The 21834-nt window shown below is 43.3% G+C and carries 19 protein-coding genes, 1 pseudogene and 1 other annotated feature; of the genes and pseudogenes, 13 read left to right on the top strand and 7 right to left on the bottom strand.

Annotated elements, in window-relative coordinates; genetic code table 11:
- Positions 1-17: 17 nt before the first annotated feature.
- The 3 genes from secM to mutT all read left to right on the top strand — a co-directional run bounded on the left by secM (position 18) and on the right by mutT (position 3563).
- Positions 18-320: a secA translation cis-regulator SecM gene (gene secM / locus ACTG7X_RS02065; RefSeq protein ID WP_439241416.1), complete on the top strand. Its 303-nt coding sequence runs from the start codon at positions 18-20 to the stop codon at positions 318-320.
- Positions 321-395: 75 nt separating this feature from the next.
- Complete coding sequence (gene secA / locus ACTG7X_RS02060) at positions 396-3104, top strand: preprotein translocase subunit SecA (RefSeq protein WP_439256892.1); 2709 nt, start codon at positions 396-398, stop codon at positions 3102-3104.
- 51 nt (positions 3105-3155) lie between these two features.
- Positions 3156-3563: an 8-oxo-dGTP diphosphatase MutT gene (gene mutT / locus ACTG7X_RS02055; protein ID WP_439256891.1), complete on the top strand. Its 408-nt coding sequence runs from the start codon at positions 3156-3158 to the stop codon at positions 3561-3563.
- 42 nt (positions 3564-3605) lie between these two features.
- Here the strand turns inward: mutT and hisC are convergent, their stop codons facing one another.
- The 7 genes from hisC to ACTG7X_RS02020 all read right to left on the bottom strand — a co-directional run bounded on the left by hisC (position 3606) and on the right by ACTG7X_RS02020 (position 10898).
- Positions 3606-4658 carry a histidinol-phosphate transaminase gene (gene hisC, locus ACTG7X_RS02050; RefSeq protein ID WP_439256890.1) on the bottom strand — a complete coding sequence of 351 codons (1053 nt, stop codon included), beginning with the start codon at positions 4656-4658 and terminating at the stop codon, positions 3606-3608.
- A 13-nt stretch (positions 4659-4671) separates the two neighbouring features.
- Positions 4672-5661 (bottom strand): RhuM family protein, encoded by a 990-nt coding sequence (gene rhuM, locus ACTG7X_RS02045; protein WP_439256889.1) that lies wholly within the window; start codon positions 5659-5661, stop codon positions 4672-4674.
- Positions 5662-5737: 76 nt separating this feature from the next.
- Positions 5738-7033, bottom strand: coding sequence for a histidinol dehydrogenase (gene hisD / locus ACTG7X_RS02040; RefSeq protein WP_439257074.1), 1296 nt, complete (start codon positions 7031-7033; stop codon positions 5738-5740).
- A gap of 14 nt (positions 7034-7047) precedes the next feature.
- A complete protein-coding gene (gene hisG, locus ACTG7X_RS02035; RefSeq protein ID WP_439256888.1) occupies positions 7048-7947 on the bottom strand; it encodes an ATP phosphoribosyltransferase in 900 nt (299 codons plus the stop codon).
- A gap of 20 nt (positions 7948-7967) precedes the next feature.
- Positions 7968-8095, bottom strand: a sequence feature (His leader region).
- Between the two features lie 114 nt (positions 8096-8209).
- The gene (locus ACTG7X_RS02030) at positions 8210-8899 is read right to left on the bottom strand and encodes an NAD-dependent epimerase/dehydratase family protein (protein ID WP_439256887.1); all 690 of its coding nucleotides are present in this window, start codon (positions 8897-8899) and stop codon (positions 8210-8212) included.
- Complete coding sequence (locus ACTG7X_RS02025; protein ID WP_439256886.1) at positions 8896-9642, bottom strand: class I SAM-dependent methyltransferase; 747 nt, start codon at positions 9640-9642, stop codon at positions 8896-8898. The genes ACTG7X_RS02030 and ACTG7X_RS02025 overlap by 4 nt, the downstream gene beginning before the upstream one ends.
- A complete protein-coding gene (locus ACTG7X_RS02020; protein WP_439256885.1) occupies positions 9642-10898 on the bottom strand; it encodes an aromatic amino acid transporter in 1257 nt (418 codons plus the stop codon). The genes ACTG7X_RS02025 and ACTG7X_RS02020 overlap by 1 nt, the downstream gene beginning before the upstream one ends.
- Positions 10899-11077: 179 nt before the next feature.
- Here ACTG7X_RS02020 and tig point away from each other — a divergent pair, with 179 nt between their 5' ends.
- From tig to ACTG7X_RS01970, 10 genes and pseudogenes are all read left to right on the top strand, one after another.
- On the top strand, positions 11078-12373 hold the full coding sequence (gene tig / locus ACTG7X_RS02015; protein ID WP_439256884.1) for a trigger factor: 1296 nt from the start codon (positions 11078-11080) through the stop codon (positions 12371-12373).
- A 418-nt stretch (positions 12374-12791) separates the two neighbouring features.
- Positions 12792-13373, top strand: a complete 582-nt coding sequence (gene clpP / locus ACTG7X_RS02010) for an ATP-dependent Clp endopeptidase proteolytic subunit ClpP (protein WP_439256883.1) — start codon at positions 12792-12794, stop codon at positions 13371-13373.
- Positions 13374-13396: 23 nt separating this feature from the next.
- Positions 13397-14638 carry an ATP-dependent protease ATP-binding subunit ClpX gene (gene clpX, locus ACTG7X_RS02005; RefSeq protein WP_439256882.1) on the top strand — a complete coding sequence of 414 codons (1242 nt, stop codon included), beginning with the start codon at positions 13397-13399 and terminating at the stop codon, positions 14636-14638.
- Positions 14639-14753: 115 nt separating this feature from the next.
- A complete protein-coding gene (lon, locus tag ACTG7X_RS02000; protein WP_439256881.1) occupies positions 14754-17174 on the top strand; it encodes an endopeptidase La in 2421 nt (806 codons plus the stop codon).
- 126 nt (positions 17175-17300) lie between these two features.
- Entirely contained in the window at positions 17301-19172 is a 1872-nt protein-coding gene (ppiD, locus tag ACTG7X_RS01995; RefSeq protein WP_439256880.1) for a peptidylprolyl isomerase, read from the top strand.
- A 162-nt stretch (positions 19173-19334) separates the two neighbouring features.
- Entirely contained in the window at positions 19335-19568 is a 234-nt protein-coding gene (locus ACTG7X_RS01990; RefSeq protein ID WP_439256879.1) for a hypothetical protein, read from the top strand.
- 85 nt (positions 19569-19653) lie between these two features.
- Positions 19654-19908, top strand: coding sequence for a hypothetical protein (locus ACTG7X_RS01985; RefSeq protein WP_439256878.1), 255 nt, complete (start codon positions 19654-19656; stop codon positions 19906-19908).
- Positions 19905-20273, top strand: a complete 369-nt coding sequence (locus ACTG7X_RS01980) for a hypothetical protein (RefSeq protein ID WP_439256877.1) — start codon at positions 19905-19907, stop codon at positions 20271-20273. The genes ACTG7X_RS01985 and ACTG7X_RS01980 overlap by 4 nt, the downstream gene beginning before the upstream one ends.
- Before the next feature lie 207 nt (positions 20274-20480).
- Positions 20481-20546: pseudogene (locus tag ACTG7X_RS01975) on the top strand (adhesin); the annotation flags it as partial.
- Positions 20547-20756: 210 nt separating this feature from the next.
- Positions 20757-21834, top strand: a 1078-nt coding sequence (locus tag ACTG7X_RS01970) for a Rib/alpha-like domain-containing protein (RefSeq protein WP_439256876.1), incomplete at its 3' end; no start/stop codon positions are given.

Raw genomic sequence — 21834 nt, 5'->3', positions numbered from 1 at the left:
TGAGATAACTAAAAATAATGACATTAACAAAAGGTAAGCACAATTTCTGGTCGCAATTACTCGTCAGTATGATTGCGATCTTTGCCTTGCCCGATGTTCAGGTGGTGGAGCGTTCAGCGGACTATCCGCCCGCCTATCAAAACCAATCCATGCAACAACAGGTATTGCGTGCGATTTATCAGAGTCAGCAAGAGATTCAGCCGGCTAATTATCCGCCTGCCCATGGGGTGATGGCGATAAAACAGGCGGAATTTCAACCGCACTTTGTGGCCGCTATTTTGGCCGAACATGCGCCGATTCGAGGCAGTCCGTTAGCATGATATTGCGTTATTCTTATTTTCCTGTTTTCGTGTTTGACGAAAACGCCATCTATTTTTATAAAGAGAAACAATATTATGTTAACAACCATTGCCACCAAAATTTTTGGTAGTCGTAACGACCGTGTATTACGCCGTTTAAATAAACAAGTTAAAAAAATCAATGCCCTTGAACCCACCTTTGAGGCCTTAACTGATGATGAACTGCGGTCAAAAACCGCCGAGTTTCGTCAACGTTTAACGCAAGGCGAAACCCTTGAACAACTTTTACCCGAGGCTTTTGCCACGGTGCGTGAGGCCAGTAAACGGACCTTAGGCATGCGTCCTTTTGATGTGCAACTCGTAGGTGGCATGGTGCTGACCAACCGCAATATTGCCGAAATGCGTACCGGTGAGGGGAAAACCTTAACCGCCACCTTGCCTTGTTATCTCAATGCCTTAACCGGTAAAGGCGTGCATGTGGTGACAGTGAATGACTACTTGGCCCGCCGTGATGCAGAAACCAACCGCCCATTATTTGAATTTTTAGGCATGACCGTTGCGGTCAACGTACCGGGCTTGCCGCCCGAAGTGAAACGTGAGGCTTATCAAGCAGACATCACCTATGCCACCAACAGTGAATTAGGCTTTGACTATTTACGGGATAACTTAGCCCATTCAGCGGCGGAGCGCTTTCAACGCCCGTTGCATTACGCCTTAGTGGATGAAGTGGATTCCATTTTAATTGATGAGGCACGTACGCCGTTAATTATTTCAGGACCCGCCGAGGACAGCTCAGAATTATATATTGCCATCAATAAGTTAGCGCCAATTTTAATTGAACAAGAAAAAGAGGACAGTGAGGATTTCCAAGGTGAGGGCGATTATTCCTTAGATTTAAAACACAAGCAAGTGAATATGACCGAACGGGGGCAAGAAAAATGCGAACAATGGTTGATTGAACAAGGCTTGATGGGTGAAAATGAAAGCCTGTATTCGCCACAACGTTTGGGGTTGGTTCATCATATTAACGCCGCTTTGCGAGCGCATACTTTATTCCAAAAAGACGTGGATTATGTGGTCAAAGACGGTGAAATTGTGATCGTGGATGAACACACGGGACGCACCATGGCGGGGCGCCGTTGGTCAGATGGTTTACATCAAGCCATTGAGGCCAAAGAGGGCGTGAAAATACAAGGGGAAAACCAAACTGTCGCCTCCATTACCTACCAAAACTATTTCCGTTTATACGAAAAATTAGCCGGTATGACGGGGACAGCGGACACCGAGGCCTTTGAATTTCAACAAATTTATGGCTTAGAAACCGTGGTGATCCCAACCAATCGTCCAATGATTCGTGATGACCGAACAGACGTCATGTTTGAAACCGAGCAATATAAATTTGATGCGATTATTGAAGATATTAAAGACTGCGTGGCTCGCAATCAACCTGTTTTGGTGGGAACCGTATCCATTGAAAAATCCGAATTGCTTTCCAATGAACTGAAAAAAGCAGGTATTCCACATAATGTATTAAATGCCAAATTCCACGCCCAAGAGGCAGAAATTGTGGCCAATGCGGGTTATCCAGGGGCGGTCACCATTGCCACCAATATGGCAGGCCGTGGGACAGATATTGTGTTAGGCGGTAACTGGAAAGCGGAAATTGACAAGTTAGACAACCCAACGCCAGAACAAATTGAGGCGATTAAATCTGCATGGCAAGCACGTCATGATATCGTGATGCAAGCGGGCGGGTTACATATTATCGGTACCGAGCGCCATGAATCACGTCGTATTGACAACCAGTTGCGTGGGCGTTCTGGCCGTCAAGGCGACCCCGGTTCCTCTCGTTTTTATCTTTCTTTAGATGATGCGTTAATGCGTATTTACTTAAACGAAGGCAAGCTCAATATGATGCGTAAAGCCTTTAGCACCGCAGGCGAGGCCATGGAATCCAAATTATTGGCCAAAGTGATTGCCTCGGCGCAAGCCAAAGTGGAGGCGCATAACTTTGATGGTCGTAAAAACCTATTACAATATGATGACGTGGCCAACGATCAACGTCATGCGATTTATGCACAACGCAATGAATTATTGGATAACGGCGACGTGTCTGAGGCCATTGCAGCCATTCGTACCGATGTGTTTAATACGGTAATTGATGAATATGTGCCGCCACAATCTTTGGAAGAACAATGGGATATCCCGAGTTTAGAAACCCGTTTACGTCAAGATTTCGCTTTAGACTTACCGATTCAACATTGGTTAGAGGAAGATAATCAATTTAACGAAGATACTTTACGTGAAAGAGTCGTCGAGGCCGCCATCAGCGAATATCAACGCAAAGAAGAAATGGTCGGCGAAGAAACCATGCGTAACTTTGAAAAAGGCATTATGTTACAAACCCTTGATGAACTTTGGAAAGAACATTTAGCTGCCATGGACAGATTACGCCAAGGCATTCACTTACGCAGCTATGCGCAAAAAGATCCAAAACAAGAGTACAAAAAAGAATCCTTTGCTATGTTTACGGACATGCTCGAGGCGTTAAAATTCAATGTGGTGAGAACCCTCAGCCGAGTACAAGTGCGTTCTGCGGAAGAAGTGGAACAAGCGCAACAACAGCAACAACAAGCTGCCGAACAGCAAGCCCAAGCCCGAGAATACAACGGTGCCACGGAAGAAGTGAATGAACAAGTGGCCATGGCAGAAAGCGAACGCAAAATCGGTCGTAATGAACCTTGCCCTTGTGGTTCGGGCAAGAAATATAAGCATTGCCATGGAAATCGAGCGACTCAGGTTTAATCAAGCAGAGTGCGGTGAAAACTGCACTCTTTTTTATAGGAACATCATGCGATGAAGAAAAAATCGGTACAGGTTGCTGCGGGTATTATCCGCAATGAATTTGGCCAAATTTATCTCACACAGCGCCTTGAGGGACAAGATTTTGCGCAATCTTTGGAATTCCCAGGGGGCAAAGTGGATAAAGGCGAAACCCCAGAACAAGCCTTAAAACGTGAAATCGAAGAAGAAATTGGTTTGCATGTGTTAAGTGCGGTACTTTTTGAGCAATTTTTATTTGAATACCCGACTAAAATTATTCATTTCTATTTTTATCTCGTAGAAGAATGGGTCGGTGAGCCTTTTGGCCGTGAGGGACAAGAGGGCTTTTGGTTGGCGCAAAGTGAATTGGATGCGGGGTTGTTTCCGCCGGCGAATGCCAAATTGATTCAACGATTATTGGCGGAAACATACAACGACTAATGGACAAGAAACCTAGCACAGTGGTGCTAGGTAGAAAGAAAATTAGATTAATTTAATCGCTCTCACGGTTCGTTCTAATTCTTCCCTTGTGCCAATAGTAATCCGAATACAATTCTGCAATGCCAATGCCTTATGTTGATCACGCAAAATAATGCCTTGTTCCCAAAGGGATTTAAACACTTTTTCGCCATCTTGGAATTTCACCAAAACATAATTTGCTTCTGTTTCAAAAATTTGTACCACGGTTGGGATTTTGCTTAATTGTTCAATTAACCACGCACGATTGTTTAGCACATCATTAACCCGTTCTTGCATTTGTGTAATACCTTGTGGTTGCAAGGCTTGAGCAGCAATATCCGATACAGGCACAGGCAATGGATAGGGGGCGATCACTTTTTGCAATATACCGATTAATTCCGCATTGGCAAGGGTAAAACCACAACGTAATCCTGCCAACGCAAAGGCTTTGGAGAGCGTGCGGATAATGGCTAAATGCGGATAATTGGCCAATTCATTCACAAGGCTGGCTTGTGGGCAAAACTCAATATAGGCTTCATCCACCACCACAATGGCTTTATTTCTGGTGATGTCGAGCAATTTGAGTAGATCCGTACGGTTAACCAACGTTCCAGTTGGGTTGTTCGGACTACATACAAACACGACTTTTACCCCAGCAAGATTTCGCTCAATTTCGGCTAAATTCAGTTGAAAATCGGTAGTTAACGGGACAGTTTTTAACGCAATGCCACAAGTTTCTGCACTCACAGAATACATGCCGTAGGTCGGTGGGCAATATAAAACATGGTCGTCTGGTTCACAAAATGCCCGAATAATCAGCTCAATACTTTCATCCCCCCCTCGGGTGACAATCACATTTTCAGGTTTCACACCCGCATAATTCGCATAACCATTAATCACGGCTTCTGGTTGTGGTTCGGGATAGCGGTTAAAAGTGCGGTGCAATAAATCAAAGTTTGGTGAAGTCGGGTATTCATTGGCATTCAGCCAGACATCGCCCTTACCCCCTAAACGGCGAGCGGATTGATATGGCGTAAGTGCCTGTACATTTTTTCGGGAAAGTGGTGAAATTGTCATGGTTTGTTCCTGTTTAATTTTCTTTTTTCAGCATGTGCATAATTAAGCGGATTAACGTTTCTTTTTGTTTCGGATCAGATTCTGCCACTAACAAGGTCAAGGCGGCTAATCCAGTTTGATTGAGCACGGGTTGTCCCAGTTCATCATATAAACGTCCGTTACGATGTAAAAAATCCACAAATAAAAATGCCCCACTGCGTTTGTTACCGTCTGAAAATGGATGATTTTTTACAATAAAATACAGCAAATGTGCCGCTTTGGCTTCAATACTCGGATAAGCGGGTTCGCCAAAAACGGTTTGTTCCAAGTTGCCTAAAATGGCAGATAAACCGTCTTCACGCTCACGACCGAATAAATCCGATGCCTCGCCTCGAGCCATAAGTTGTTGCTTAAATTCTGCCAAACCTAAACGAGCTTGTTCAAGCGTAGGCAACGTGCCACCTTGTTGGGTTTTGGGTTCAATCAGCAAACCCTCGTCATATTGTTGCAACCATAAAAACGTCTGTGCATAACGGCTGACAATATCCACTAATCCACGCCCACTTTCTAAGGTCAATTCGCTAGATTGAGCGGTTTTTTGAATCAGGGCAATCGCTTGTTCTAGCTCATTCGCATTTTGCTGTAAGCGTTTTTGATTAATGGCATAGCCTTTGACGAGGTAGTCTTTTAGGCGTTGGGTTGCCCAAATACGAAATTGTGTTCCTGCTTTAGAATTTACTCGGTATCCAACAGAGATGATCACATCAAGATTATAGTAATCAATTTGACGTGTTATAGTTCTTTCTCCCTCTATTTGAACTGTTGCATTTTTTGCAACGGTTAATTCTTGAACAAGTTCACCATCTGCATAAATATTGCGTAAATGGCGAGATATGACAGATTTATCTCTTTTAAAAATATCTGCCATTTGTTGTAATGTAAGCCACACCGTATCTTGTTCAAACCGCACTTCAACTTGCGTTTGTCCATCTTTAGTTTGGTATATTTCAATCGGGTTTTGCATAATTTTTTCCTTGTTAAATTTATAGATACTGTATTTATATCACATAAATAAACTGAAAAATACTGTATACTAAAATTTATTTTTGTTTTTTCAATTTTGCTAACCTTATACTCACCGCTTTTTTATGCGCTTCCAACTGTTCAGCTTGTGCCATCAGCTCCACCGTTTTAGCTAAATCCTTAAATCCTTGTGGGGTGAGTTCTTGTACAGTCATACGTTTGCTAAAATCAGACAGCCCCAAACTTGATGTGGTTTTGGTATAGCCATAGGTCGGTAAAACGTGGTTGGTGCCACTGGCGTAGTCGCCCATGCTTTCGGGGGAGTAAGCCCCCAAGAAAATCGATCCTGCATTGTCTAATTGAGGGAGCAAATCACGGGCATTTTCCACTTGCACCACTAAATGCTCGGGAGCATAATCATTACTGATTTCAATGGCTTGAGTAATGTTTTCTGCAATAAAGGTGCGACTATGGCTTAACGCTTTACGTGCAGTTTCTGCTCGAGGTAATTGATTTAATTGACGTTCAATGGCAAGTTGGGTGTGTTCTGCCAGCGTTTCACTGTTGGTGACTAAAATCACTTGGCTATCCGCACCATGTTCTGCCTGAGAAAGTAAATCGCTTGCCACAAATTCAGGATCAGCATTTTCATCGGCTAACACCAGCACTTCCGAGGGCCCAGCCTGCATATCGATCGCCACACCGTTGACAGTTTGGCTTACTTGGCGTTTGGCTTCAGTAACAAAACTGTTACCTGGTCCGAAGATTTTATCCACTTTGGCGACTGTTTCCGTACCAAATGCCATTGCCACAATGGCTTGGGCACCACCTACCGCATAAATCGTTTCCACTCCGCAAAGATCCGCCGCATATAAAATCGCATCGGCAATCGGCGGTGGCGAACAAAGCACGATTTTTTTACAGCCTGCGATTTTGGCAGGAATGGCAAGCATTAACACGGTGGAAAATAGCGGAGCAGAACCCCCTGGGATATACAATCCAACCCGATTAATCGGGCGTGTTACTACCTGACAACGCACGCCTGCCTGCGTTTCAATGTCCACGGGCTGTGGAATTTGTGCTTGATGGAATTTTTCAATATTGGCTTTGGCGTTTTGAATGGCTTGTTTGAGTTCATCAGGCAAGCGAGCAGCGGCTTGCTCAATTTGCGATTTGGATACCGTTAAGCTGTCCAATTTCACCTTGTCGAATTTCTCGCTTAACTCAAATAATGCCTTATCGCCATTGGCTAACACATTTTCACGAATCTCATTAACTGCCTGTTGAATATTGGCAGATGAACTGATCGCTGGACGAGTGAGCGCTTGTTTTTTCTCACTTTCTGATAAATCTTTCCAAATTAAGGTTTGCATCATGTTATTTCCCCCTAAGCTAACATTTTCTCTATCGGTAACACCAGCACGGAACTTGCCCCCATTTCTTTCAACTGTTCCATGGTTTCCCAAAATAAATTTTCCTGACTGACCACGTGCATGGCGACTTTGCTGTCATCGTGAGCCAATGGCAGAATGGTCGGATTTTCCACCCCCGGTAAAAGTGCGGTGATTTCTTCCAATTTATTTTTCGGGGCGTGCAACATAATATATTTGCTTTCCGCCGCCTGTTGCACCCCTTGAATACGCGTTAATAATTTTTCCACCAGTGCTTGTTTTTCATCAGATAAGGGTTCGGCACGTTGAATTAGGCAAGCCTTTGATTTATAAATAACTTCCACTTCTTTTAACCCATTGGCTTCCAAGGTTGCCCCTGATGATACCAAATCACAAATGGCATTGGCGAGATTGGCAGTGGGGGCGACTTCTACCGAACCATTTAAAAAACAGTTTTTGTAAGACACACCTTTTGTAGCCATATAACGTTTCAGCAAATTCGGGTACGAAGTAGCAATACGTTTATTGTGCAAATCCTGCACGCCGTGATATTGCTCGTCACGATCCACAGCAATAGATAAACGGCAGTCACCAAAATCCAAGGTACGCAGTTTTTTATATTCCACCGTTTCCCCTGCATTTTGACGACCCAGTTCTTCTTCTTCCAACACATTTTCGCCGATAATACCGAGATCTACCACGCCGTCAAATACTAAACCTGGAATATCGTCATCACGCACGCGTAAAATATCAATCGGCATATTTTCCGAATAAGCAATTAAACGTTGTTCGTTCCAGTTGATTTTTACCCCACATTGTTTCAGCAACTCGTTACATTCTTTGCTTAAACGCCCTTTTTTTTGTAATGCAATGCGTAATCTGTTGTTATTTGACATAATTTAATTTCCTATAAAAGTAAAAAAACCTTTCAGAAGTTGACTTCCGAAAGGTTTATGTTGCTGATTCACCGCACTGTTTCGGAAGTCTTATCTTCCGAGTAGCACCATCCGCCCGAAAGATTAGGTTCGGTGATGGTGATGATGAAACGTAAAAGTGCGGTTAAAATTCATTGTGTTTTCCTAAAGTGGATTTTTGCTTGCCTTTTAACATACTGAAATCTACTTTATCTTGCAAGCGTTTTTTTGTTTATTTTTTCTTTTATTTGGGGGAATAATATTTTTCAAGGGTTTTTTGAACGTAATCTTGTGCAAAATTGAGGTGTAATTTCGCCAAAATTGAGCGAATAGGGGCAATATCAATGGAATAATAAGATCCTTTCGGAATAGATTGATAAAGTGCGGTGATTTTTGTGATATTTTCTAACATCATGACAATATTTTGCACATTGATCATCTTATCCGTGGCAACATTAATGATCTGATTGGTAAATAAAGGATTGGCTAGGATTTCGTTTAAAATCGTGACTACGTCATCAATGTCAATTAAATTCCGATAACTTTCTTGCCATAGGGTAAAAGGTTGCTGATGAATAATGGCTTGATAGAGGAAGTTCACGATAGTTGGGCTAGTGGCATTACCCACGACTTGTGGTAAACGCACAATTAAGTATTTCTGGGCTAATCGTTGCACTTGCTGTTCCATATTCTGTTTATGTTGCACATAAGGCGAATTTTGTAGGGACGGATCGTAGAGACTACAAGTGCTAAAATAAACTAATTTTTTGTCGGGATGGTGTAAAATCGTTTGTTCAAGTAATTGGCTTTCTCTGGCAAATAAAGTGCGGTCTTTTTCTTGTGAGTTTGATACGCCACTGGCAAAAATAATATGCTTAGGATCTTCTGCATAAGCAGAAAATGCCTTTGCCATCATGCCTTGACCTACAATCATGCTATTTTTCTCGCTTTCACGAACAGTAACACTGGGCGATGTTGTAAATCTTTAAATTCTGCTTGCCATTCAGGCTGATCGGCTAACATGGGTTCTGCCATTTGTTCAATTTGAAAGCCTGTTTCGATAAGCCCATTGATAATGGTTGCGGTGGTTCTATGATAGGTTTTAAAGGGTTGTTGAAACCAGCTTCGATCTCGCTCACCTTCATCTCGATAATAATTTAACCGATAGGCAACCTGTTCTTTTTGTTCATTTTTCTCCCAGCGTTCACCGCCTTGGTAAGCGGTGACGATGGGGTGTTCTTGGGAAAAAATAAGCCGACCATTGGGCTTTAATTTGCGATAAATCTGGCTTAATAGTTGGCAAAAATCTTGCACGTAATGAAAGGCAAAGGAACTGGTAATCACATCAAAATCGGTTTCGTTAAGTTGATCTAATTGTTCCATTGCTAATGGATAAAGGGAAAAGTGCGGTGTAAAATCGGCAAGATTTTTTTCTGCCTGTTGTAACATTGCCAAAGACAGATCTATGCCAACCACAAAATCTGCTTTACGAGCTAAATATAACGCCAAATGTTCGCCCGTACCACAACCGAGATCCAGCAGCTTTTTGTCTGTTAAATCAGGCAATAAAGACAACATTGTGGGTTTCTCCACAATGTTGTTTAAACTGATTGGATTGGCACGAAGTTTTTGATAAAACTCAAAAAAGTTTTCTTTATCGTAAACGGAGGTTTTCATTAGCCTTTAAAATCCGCAATCCAGCCAAATTGCATACCGAGTTGAGCCACGATATTTAAAATCGCAAATAGGAAAATAAAGTAAATCATAAAGTTACCACCGAATGCGGTGTATTTACTTTGACCAAATCGTTTACGGCTGGCTTTCGCTAATAAGGCTGGCACAATCCCTGCCCATACGGTGGCGGCTAAACCCGCATAACCGATAGCGATCACAAAACCATAAGGGAATTGGAGGCTTAATAATAATGGCGGTAGGAACACTACTAATGCCGTTTTGGCACGCCCTAATCCGCTGTCGTCAAATTTAAACAAGTCAGCGATATAATCAAATAAGCCTAAGGTCACGCCCAAAAAGGAGCTGGCAATCGCCATATAAGCGAAGAAACGCAGAGCGAGAGCAATGTAATCGGTTTGCATATATTGATGTAACGCATCGAGTAACGCTGCAATGTCGCCACCTTTTGCAATCACAGGGGCAAATTCATTGCGAGGTAAATTGCCTTGCACCGCATATTGCCACAACACATAAATCACTAACGCTGTTGCGGTGCCTAACACCACGGATTTTACCACTTTAGCTGCGTTGCGATCATAGTATTTCACAAGGCTAGGTACATTTTGATGAAAACCAAAGGACACTAAACACACAGGCAACGCCACCATAGCGTAAGGTAAATAAGCGGTATCTGCTGGGGCAAGTTGATCCAATAGAATTTCAGCTTTGGCGGAGGAAATTAAACTGGCGACAGACAGGAAAAACGCAATCGCCATACCTGCGATTAATACCGTACTAAAGCGATCCACGGCTTTGGTGGAGAACCAGACGAACAAAGCTAATACCACAGCAAAGATTAACGATCCCGAAGTTCGTCCAATTTCCACCGCACTTTGTTCGTTGCTTAACAGCTGATTAATAAAGCCTTCGGTAATACCACCGCCTGAGGTAATGTAGGCATAGGTTAAAATGTACATGACAAAGGCAAGGGATAAGCCATTGAGGACGTTCCAACCATTGCCGAGTAAGTCTTTGACAATGGTATTAAAACTCGATCCCGTCGGGTAGTGTAAATTGGCTTCTAATAACATTAAACCTGATGAAGTCATACAAAACCAAGTGTAAAGTAAGATTAATAGCGAACCCGTAAACCAAACACCTGCAGTGGAAATCGGGTTGGCGAGCATGCCCGCACCAATGGTGCCACCGGCGATAATCATTATACCGCCTAACAAGGACGGTTGTTTTTGTGTTGTCATGAGGAAATCCTTACAAAAATAAAGTTGCACTATTATAATAGTACGAAGATGAAATAACAAGCGGGGCGGAGAAATTTTCCGCTAGACTACCTTGGGGGATTTCGTTATAATTCGCCAGTTTATTTTTATTCGCCTTAGCGAACGGCTAAGTATTCATTCATATTTAAAGGAAAAGAACAATGTCAACTATTGAAACAACGCAAGGTTTAGAACGTCGTGTCAGTATCACGGTGCCAGCAGAAACAGTAAAAAACGCAGTACGTGAAGAAACCAAACGTGCCGCCAAAAATGTCCGTGTAGACGGTTTCCGTAAAGGTCATGTGCCAGCGCAAATCGTAGAAAAACGCTTTGGTGCCTCTATTCGTCAAGATGTGTTAAATGATTTATTACCTCGTCATTTCTTTGATTTAATGTTCAAAGAAAAAGTGAACCTTGCCGGCCGCCCAACCTTTGCCATTGAAAAATTTGAAGATGGCCAAGATTTAGTGTTCACGGCGACTTTTGAAGTGTATCCAGAAGTGACATTAAAAGGCTTAGAAAATATCAAGGTTGAAAAACCCACTGTTGACATCACCGAAGCTGATGTAGATAACATGGTGAACGTATTACGTAAACAACAAGCCACTTGGGCAGAAAGCAAAGCCGCTGCCAAAGCGGAAGATCGTGTGACTATTGATTTTGTGGGTTCCGTCGACGGCGAAGAATTTGAGGGCGGTAAAGCCACTGATTTCGCTTTAGCCATGGGCCAAGGTCGTATGATCCCAGGTTTTGAAGAGGGTATCGTCGGTCACAAAGCGGGCGAACAATTTGATATTGATGTGACGTTCCCTGTGGAATATCATTCAGAAAACTTAAAAGGCAAAGCAGCGAAATTTGCGATTACCTTGAAAAAAGTCGAAATTCAAGTATTGCCAGAATTAACGGATGAGTTCGTGGCGAAGTTTGGTCCAAACACCAAAACCGTCGCCGATTTACGTGCCGAAATTAAGAAAAACATGCAACGTGAATTGAAAAATGCCTTAGTTGCAAAAGTGAAACAACAAGTGATTGACGGCTTAATTGCTGAAAATGCCATTGATGTGCCAGTATCAGCGGTAGATGAAGAAATTGAAGTGTTACGCAAACAAGCGGCACAACGTTTCGGTGGCAACGAGCAACAAGCAGCACAATTACCACGTGAATTGTTTGAAGAACAAGCGAAACGCCGTGTACAAGTAGGCTTATTATTCTCTGCAGTCATCAAAGAAAACGAGTTAAAAGCCGACGAAGATCGTGTGAAAGCCATGATTGCGGATATTGCTTCAGCTTATGAACAACCTGCGGAAGTGGTTGAATATTACAGCAAAAACAATGAATTAATGAATAACGTGCGTAATGTGGTGTTAGAAGAACAAGCGGTAGATGCCGTGTTAGCGAAAGCTCAAGTGACGGAAAAAGTGTCATCTTTTGATGAAATTATGAATCCGAAAGCGTAATTTTACCCTCAATACCCTCAATACCCTCACCCTAGCCCTCTCCCAGAGGGAGAGGGGATAGTTTTGTGTTAATGACGAATTTAATTTTACCCTCATCCTAGCCCTCTCCCAGAGGGAGAGGGGACGGTTTTTGTGTTAATGACGAATTTAATTTTACCCTCACCCTAGCCCTCTCCCAGAGGGAGAGGGGATGGTTTTTGTGTTAATGACAAATTTAATTCTTCCCTCGATCAGCCCCCTCTCCCTTTGGGAGAGGGTTGGGGTGAGGGTTTAAAGTGCGGTCAATTTCTGGCGAGTTTTAAAATTCCCTAAAAATTGACCGCACTTTTTGTTTTATTATCTTGTTAAATAGTTTAGTTAAAGGCATTTTTCAGGTAGAATAGACAGATTATTGTATTGAAATATTTTGGAGAACCTTATGGCTGTTATCCCTATGGTGGTTGAACAAAGTGCACGAGGCGAGCGTGCTTATGATATTTACTCACGTTTATTAAAAGAACGTGTGATTTTTTTAAGCGGTGAAGTAGAAGACAATATGGCCAATTTGATTGTGGCTCAATTATTATTTTTAGAATCCGAAAATCCCGATAAAGATATTAACATCTATATTAACAGCCCCGGTGGTTCCGTCACCGCAGGCATGGCAATTTATGACACCATGCAATTTATCAAGCCTGATGTGCGCACCTTATGTATCGGACAGGCTTGTTCTATGGGCGCCTTTTTATTAGCGGGTGGCACCGCGGGTAAGCGCGCGGTATTGCCCAATGCGCGGGTGATGATTCACCAACCCTTAGGCGGTTTCCGTGGGCAAGCCTCGGATATTCAAATTCATGCGCAAGAAATTTTGAAAATTAAACATACCTTAAATGAACGTTTAGCCTTTCACACGGGGCAACCGTTGGAAAAAATTGAACGCGACACCGACCGTGATAATTTTATGTCGGCGGAGCAAGCGAGAGAGTATGGTCTCGTGGACAGCGTGTTAGTGAAACGTTAAGAACAGAGAATTGGAAAGTAAACATGGCAAATGAAAAAGAAAACTGCTGTTCTTTTTGTGGTAAAGCACAAGATGAAGTCGGCAAACTCATTGCAGGCACTTCCGGCTATATTTGTGGCGATTGCATAGAACTTTGCCACAATTTATTGCAAGAAGAAAGCGCCCCCGCTGACGCAGCGCAAGAAACGGAGAAGGCAGAAGAAACCAAATTACCCACCCCACATGAAATCCGTGCTAACTTAGATGATTATGTAATTGGCCAAGATTACGCCAAAAAAGTGTTAGCGGTGGCATTATATAATCATTACAAACGGTTACGCTCCAATCATCAAACCGATGAAGTGGAATTGGCGAAAAGTAATGTGTTATTAATCGGCCCAACAGGAAGCGGTAAAACCCTGTTGGCGCAAACTTTGGCCCGTATGTTAAATGTGCCTTTTGCCATGGCAGACGCCACCACCTTAACCGAGGCCGGTTATGTAGGCGAAGACGTGGAAAATGTGATCCAAAAACTATTACAAAATTGCGATTACAACACCGAAAAAGCCGAGCAAGGCATTATTTATATTGATGAAATCGATAAAATCACCCGTAAATCAGAAAATCCGTCGATTACCCGTGATGTGTCTGGCGAAGGCGTGCAACAAGCCTTGTTAAAACTGATCGAAGGCACCGTTGCCTCCGTGCCTCCGCAAGGCGGACGCAAACATCCGCAACAGGATATGTTAAAAGTCGACACCTCTAAAATCCTGTTTATTTGTGGCGGCGCCTTTGCGGGCTTAGATAAAATCGTGCAAAAACGGGTTCATGTGGGCAGTGGCATTGGTTTTGGTGCGGACGTCAAAGGCGAACAAGACGAGTTAAGTGTCTCGGAACTGTTTCAACAAGTGGAAACCGAAGATTTAATTAAATTCGGCATGATCCCCGAATTTGTCGGCCGTTTGCCGATAGTGGCACCATTAAGTGAATTAGACGAAACCGCGTTAATTCAAATCTTAACCGAGCCAAAAAATGCCTTAGTGAAACAATATCAAGCCTTATTCAGTTTAGAACATGTGGGCTTGGAATTTACCCCCGAAGCCTTAACCGCCATTGCGCAAAAAACCTTAAAACGCAAAACTGGCGCAAGGGGCTTGCGTACCATTGTGGAGGCGGTGTTATTAGACACCATGTACGATTTGCCGTCTTTAGACAATCTGGCGAAAGTCGTGGTGGATGAAAGCGTGATTAATGACGATAGCAAACCCAAACTCGTCTATCAGTAGCCTTTAATCTCAAAAAGTGCGGTGAAATTGACCGCGCTTTTCTTCTCCACCTTGAACTTCAGGCGGATCGGCCTTATATTAACGCTAATCGCATGGTAAGAATAAAGAGAAAAAAATGAAAGCAGAACAGGATAAACAACGTGGCATTCCCGCCCTTCCATTACGTGATGTGGTGATTTTCCCCTATATGGTTATGCCATTATTTGTCGGCCGTGAAAAATCCATTCACAGCCTCGAGTTGGCCATGGAATCGGGCAAGCAATTATTATTGGTATCACAAAAACAGCCGGAAGTGGAAGAACCCAACATTGAAGATCTATTTGATGTCGGCACCATTGTCAATATTATTCAATTATTAAGACTGCCGGATGGCACCGTGAAAGTGTTGGTTGAAGGACAACAACGGGCCAAAATCAATAAAATTACCGACGAAGGGCATTTTTACGCCTACATTAACCCAATCGAAACGCGCTATGGCGAAGAAAAAGACATGCAAGTATTGCGTGATGTCATGCTAAGCGAGTTTGATCAATTCGCCAAACAAAATAGAAAAATTCAGCCAGAAATGGTCAATGCACTCAGTGCGATTACCGAATTTGACCGTTTTGCCGACACCTTAGCCGCCCATTTACCCATTGCCTTACGCCATAAACAAGCGGTGTTAGAACAGCCGAATATTCAAGCACGGATGGAATATTTGCTTGGTGCCATGGAAAGCGAAACGGACTTAATGCAAGTGGAAAAACGCATTCGCACCAAAGTCAAAGAGCAAATGGAAAAAACGCAACGCAATTATTATCTGAACGAACAAATCAAAGCCATTCGCAAAGAATTGGGCAAAGATGATGAAAGTGCGGATGACAGCGAAATTGACTTGCTGACCAAACAATTAGACGAGGCCAAACTGCCGAAAGAGGCTAAAGAAAAAGTGGAAGCCGAGCTGAAAAAACTCAAAATGATGTCGCCTATGTCTGCCGAAGCCACGGTAATTCGCGCTTATGTGGACTGGATGTTGCAAGTGCCTTGGCATAAAACCAGCAAAGTGACAAAAGATTTAGCCAAAGCGCAACAAGTGTTAGACGCGGATCATTTCGGTTTGGAACGCGTGAAAGAGCGCATTTTAGAATATCTCGCAGTACAAACGCGCTTGAACAAATTAAAAGGCCCGATTCTTTGTTTAGTGGGGCCACCGGGGGTGGGAAAAACCTCCCTCGGGCAATCTATTGCTAATGCCACAGGGCGCAAATATGTGCGTATGGCCTTAGGTGGCGTACGTGATGAGGCGGAAATTCGCGGCCACCGCAAAACCTATATCGGCTCATTACCGGGCAAATTGATTCAAAAAATGGCCAAAGTGGGCGTCAAAAATCCGCTGTTTTTGTTAGATGAAATTGACAAAATGGCCATGGATAACCGAGGCGATCCCGCCTCGGCCTTGTTGGAAGTATTGGATCCCGAACAAAACACCAAATTCAACGATCACTATTTAGAAGTGGATTATGATTTGTCGGATGTGATGTTTGTGGCCACCTCCAATTCCATGAATATTCCGGCGCCGTTGTTAGACCGTATGGAAGTGATTCGTTTATCCGGTTATACCGAAGATGAAAAACTGAACATTGCCAAAGGGCATTTGCTCGCCAAACAAATGGAACGCAACGGCTTAAACGCGGGTGAGTTAGTCATTGAGGACAGCGCCATTTTAGATATTATCCGTTATTACACCCGTGAAGCCGGTGTGCGTAGCTTGGAACGTGAAATTTCTAAAATTTGCCGTAAAGCGGTGAAACATTTATTGCTGGATAAAAAACTGAAATCCATGACGGTGAACGCCGATAATTTACATGATTATCTTGGCGTCAAACGCTTTGATTTCGGTTTGGCCGACACGCAAAACCGCGTGGGCGAAGTGACCGGCCTTGCATGGACAGAAGTGGGCGGTGACTTACTCACCATTGAAACCGCCTCCGTGCTAGGTAAAGGCAAACTCACTTTCACTGGCTCGCTTGGTGATGTGATGAAAGAAAGTATTCAAGCGGCCATGACCGTGGTGCGTTCGCGTTCGGAAAAATTAGGCATTGCCAATGATTTCCACGAAAAACGCGATATGCACATTCACGTCCCCGACGGCGCCACCCCGAAAGATGGCCCGAGCGCCGGCATTGCCATGTGTACTGCCTTGGTGTCTTGCTTAACCGGCAACCCTGTCCGCGCAGATGTGGCCATGACCGGTGAAATCAGCTTGCGAGGCAAAGTCTTGCCGATTGGTGGCTTAAAAGAAAAATTACTGGCGGCCCACCGTGGTGGGATTAAAACCGTGATTATCCCGAAAGATAACGTGAAAGATTTGGAAGAAATTCCAAGCAACGCAAAAGACAGCTTGACCATTCATGCGGTGGAAAATATTGATGAAGTGTTAACCATTGCCTTACAAAACCCACCCGCGGGCGTGGAAATGGTTAAACTGTCGCCAGTGAATGTTGTCAAGGTGCCACGTAGCCGAAACACCAATAAAATTGCGCCAACGGTGAATTAATCTGTCGCGGAAAACACCGCGCTTTGGGTAAAGTGCGGTGTTTTCTAGGCGTTTTTTTTCCGCGCCGTTTCGTTTATAATTCATCATATTTTTAGATAACTTTAGATAACAATAGGATTAATGCCCATGTTCATGGAAAAAATGCACCACGCCTCAAACAGTGGTATGGCAAAAGCCATTATGGCGCTTATCGCCGTGTCATTTGTGATTACCGGTATGTATGGCTATCTCGGTGCCACCGCCGACACTTCCGCCGTCAAAGTAAACGGTGAAGAAGTATCACAACAGCAGTTCCAACAGCAATATAATGATGAATATCAACGCATGAGTAATCAATTGGGCGCGGAATTCGCCGCGGTGGCCGACACCCCAGAATTTAACCAAGGTTTACGCACCAACGTGTTAAATCGTTTAATTGATCAGCAATTATTAAGTCAATATGTGGCGGATTTACATTTAACCGTCAGTGACGACCGCATTAAACAGGAAATCGTCCAAACCCCCATGTTCCAAATTGACGGCAAATTCAGCAATGACGCCTATCAGCAAGTATTGCGAAATAACGGCATGACGGCGGATATGTACGCCCAATATTTGCGTGAAGCCTTGCGTTTAGAACAATTACAAAGTGGCTTGGCGGAAACGGAATTTTTATTACCTAAAACCCAAGCAGACTTTGCCCAATTATTTTTCCAACAACGTCAAGTGCGTTTAGCTCACTTATCTTTAGCGGACGAACTTAATAAACAAACGGTGACTGAACAAGAAGTGGCCGATTATTACAACGCCAACAAATCCGCCTTTATTGTGCCAGAATTGGTCAAAGTGCAATATGTGGATTTAACCAAAGCCACCATAGAAAAAAGTGTTAGCGTGACGGATACGGAAATTCAACAATATTATCAAGACAATAAAGATCAATTCAGTACCCAAGCGCAACAACATTTGGCACATATCCAATTTGCCAACGAAAAAGATGCCTTAGATGCCTATGAGGCCTTACAACAGGGCGAAGATTTTGCCACCTTGGCGAAAGCCAAATCCACCGATAAATTAACCGGCGAAAAAGGCGGGGATTTAGGTTGGTTAAATAATGGCGATTTACCAAAAGCATTTGAAGATGCCGCCACCCTTGTCGACGTAGGTAAATACAGCACGCCGATTAACGTAGACGGCAATTATCATATTGTAAAAGTCGAAGATCGCAAAGCTGCGACGGTGTTGCCATTGGAACAAGTGAAAGACAAAGTGGTCGCGCAAGTACGCCAAGAGTTATTAAACACCCAATTCTATACCCTAGAGAAAAAAGTGGCGGAAAAAGCCTTTGAAGATCAAGGCTCATTGAAATCCGCGGCTGCCGTGATTGGCGCAGACATTCAAGAAACCGATTATTTCCCACGCAATGCGCTACCCAAAGCATTGAATTTCCCTGTGGTGATCAGCGCGATTTTTGATGGTGAAATTTCACAAGGCAACATGAACTCTGAACCCATGAACGTGGGCGACCAACATTCTATCGTGGTACGCGTGCTTGACCACAAAGCTCAAGGCACCAAAACCTTGGACGAGGCCAAAGCGGAAATTAGCACTTTCTTAACACGCCAAAAAGCGGAGCAAGCGGTGTTAGCCCAAGCTGAACATGCCGTGAAAGCCTTAAATGAGAACGGCACCTTGCCGGATAACGTGAAATTTGGTGAGCAAGAAACATGGGTCTATGCGGAAAATAAAGATCCCGCCTTAAATGACGTGATTTTTGCCATGAAAGCCGACGCCGGTAAAAAAGCCTATCAAGCCGCCAAAACCAACAGCGGTGACGTGGTAATTGTGGCGTTAGATAACATTGAAAATGCCCAAATTGAGGAGGCCGTGCGCCGTCAGTTTGATCTGCAAGTGGCGCGTAATAAAGCCACGGATGGACAGGTGAATTTACTCAAATCCTTACGCGCCAAAGCCAAAATTGAAATCAACGAAGATTTTATGAAACAGCAAACGGAATAACGATAAAATCGGCTTTCCGCCAAACTCCCCAAAACCGCGGTGAAAAATCGCGGTTTTTTGTGGGTTGAATATTTTTCTTGTAAATAAAACCAGTATCCGCTTGACTTAATCGCTAAAAATTGACAGAATGTCCATAATATGACCAATATAAGGAGAAATGCCATGATTTATCTAGATATCGCCACCTTACCTAGCAAGGTACAAAACGCTATTGCCCACGGCGAAAATATCTGCTTTTTGCAAAATGGCAAACCAATCAATCAACAAGAAACACAGATTGATTACGACATCAACAGCATGAACCACGCACTCAATGCCAAATCAGCCATTATGCCAACTCATGCTTTGCAGGATGTAGCGAGTTTTGAACAATGGTTAAGCGGTGCGTTTAAATGAACGTGCTATTAGGAGAACGATACTTGCATTAACCTAAAAAAATTGACAGAATGTCCATAATATGACCAACATAAGAGGAAATGCCATGATTTACCTAGATATCGCCACCTTACCGAGCAATGTACAACATGCCATTAAACAAGGCGAACCGCTCAGCATTGTGGATAAACAACAAAATTTTGTGACCGTGCTTGCTCAACCAAGCTACGCTAACGGTGATTTTAACTACGATTTAGAACGGATGAAAAAAGCAGTGGCGTCGGCCAAAAATGCCGTACCTGTACCACCATCTGCTTTAGAAAATTTTGAATCTTTTGATGAATGGTTAAAAAGCGTATGAACGTAACATTCGCCCCATCATTTTCACAAAAGCTAAGAGATTTTATTCGTACAGATCGTGAGAAAGTCTTTGATTTTGCCAAACATGTAGAACAACACGGTTTCACAGGCTTACAAGGACGCAATAAATCATCAGATCAAGTGCCAAGCACAGATCCAAACCGTAAAGCTAAAATCCGCTATGCCAAGCAACATAATCTATGGCATTACCATATCGGTATTCCTTATTATCGCCAATCAAGCCAAGGCGATTGGGTCAGTGAATTTGTGGTTCATTACATCAAACAAGATAATCAAATCACATTAATAGACATTATGCCCCATCCCCCTTTTAAACTGCCACATATAGAACAGTACTTGCATTAACCTAACAAAAACCACGTTTTTTGTGTGTTGAATGAACACAACTTGCCCTCCTCTATATTGTCTAAAATTTAACCATTTAGTAAACGAAATGTTAAAAATTAGTTTGAGAAATTGGAGAATATGTATACAATGGTCGGATGTTTAACTCTTTTTTTAGCAAAATTTAACTGAAAAACATTTGACACATTTTATGATCGGAACGCAAACTCTAAGCAAGCAAGCAAGCAAGCAAGCAAGCAAGCAAGCAAGCAAGCAAGCAAGCAAGCAAGCAAGCACAACTTCTGGCACTTCCTTTATTGGCAAGTACGCTTTCGGTTTGTCTGTCAAAAAATTTCACCTTTTTTCTATGCCAGAAAATATGCCGACAATCTTCCCTGTTAGGCGAAGATCGTTTTTTATTCCCTTTTTTCAATCAATATTATGCTTGAAGAAATCCTTTTTACTCACTTTTACTTTATGAACAAATAAATTCAGGAGATGTTTATGAGCGTTTTACTTAAAGTTAAAACCCAAGGTAATACTCAGACCGTTGAAGTGGCCAAAAACGTGGCCAATCAAGCGGTGAAAATTCAACATGTTGGTGGCAATGCCGTTTATGAATTGCTTGACCAAGATACCGGCGTGGCACCACAACAAATTGTGACCAAACGCGTAGGTGATGATTTACACATCACTTTCCAAAATTCACAAGATGAAGATTTAATTATCGCGGATTATTATAATGATCCGGCTTTAATTCAAGGCTTGGCCGAAAACGGACAATATTACGCCTATATCCCCGCCAACAGCGAATCCGCCAGCGCCATTGCTGCACTAAATGACAGCATGCTGGCCACCGAAGTCTTAGGTGGTGAGGCGATTGTTGCCGGTTATTTACCACATTGGGGCTGGATTGCCGCCGGCGTGGCCGCCATTGCGGGCATTGCCATTGCAGCCAGCAGTGGTAGTAGCAGTGGTTCTTCTTCATCAACTAACCCAAGCTCACCAAATGGGTCAGGGGCAGGGACGACTGCTGAAAAAACAGAACCGAACCCGCCAGAAGTCATTGCGGTGAAAGATCCGGCAAACTTAACGCCAGAAGAGAAAAAAGCGGTAGAAGAAGCAGTTAAAAAAGCGAACCCAGATTTCCCAGAAGGCACAACAGTAACCGTTGCGGATAATGGTGAAGTCACCGTGACTTACCCAGATGGTTCAACGGATACCATTGCGCCTGAGAAAGCAGCCGACAAAGCGCCAATCACAGACTACACTGAGCCGAAAGATCCAGAAACAACACCAGTGAAAGATCCGGCAAACTTAACGCCAGACGAAAAAACTGCGGTAGAAGAAGCTGTTAAAAAAGCGAACCCAGATTTCCCAGAAGGTACAAAAGTCGAAGTGGGTACTGACGGTACAGTAACAGTAACCTATCCAGATGGCTCAACTGACAAAATTCCAGCCACGACAGCCGTGAGCAAAGCGTCGATCACAGACTACACAACACCTGTCGATCCAGACGCGACACCGGTGAAAGATCCGGCAAACTTAACGCCAGAAGAAAAAGAGAAAGTGATCGAAGCGG

This window comes from Lonepinella sp. BR2271 (genome assembly GCF_051851515.1).
Taxonomy (GTDB): Bacteria; Pseudomonadota; Gammaproteobacteria; order Enterobacterales; family Pasteurellaceae; genus Lonepinella.
Note: the sequence above shows the minus strand (reverse complement) of the source record. Positions and strands in the feature narration are given on the sequence as shown.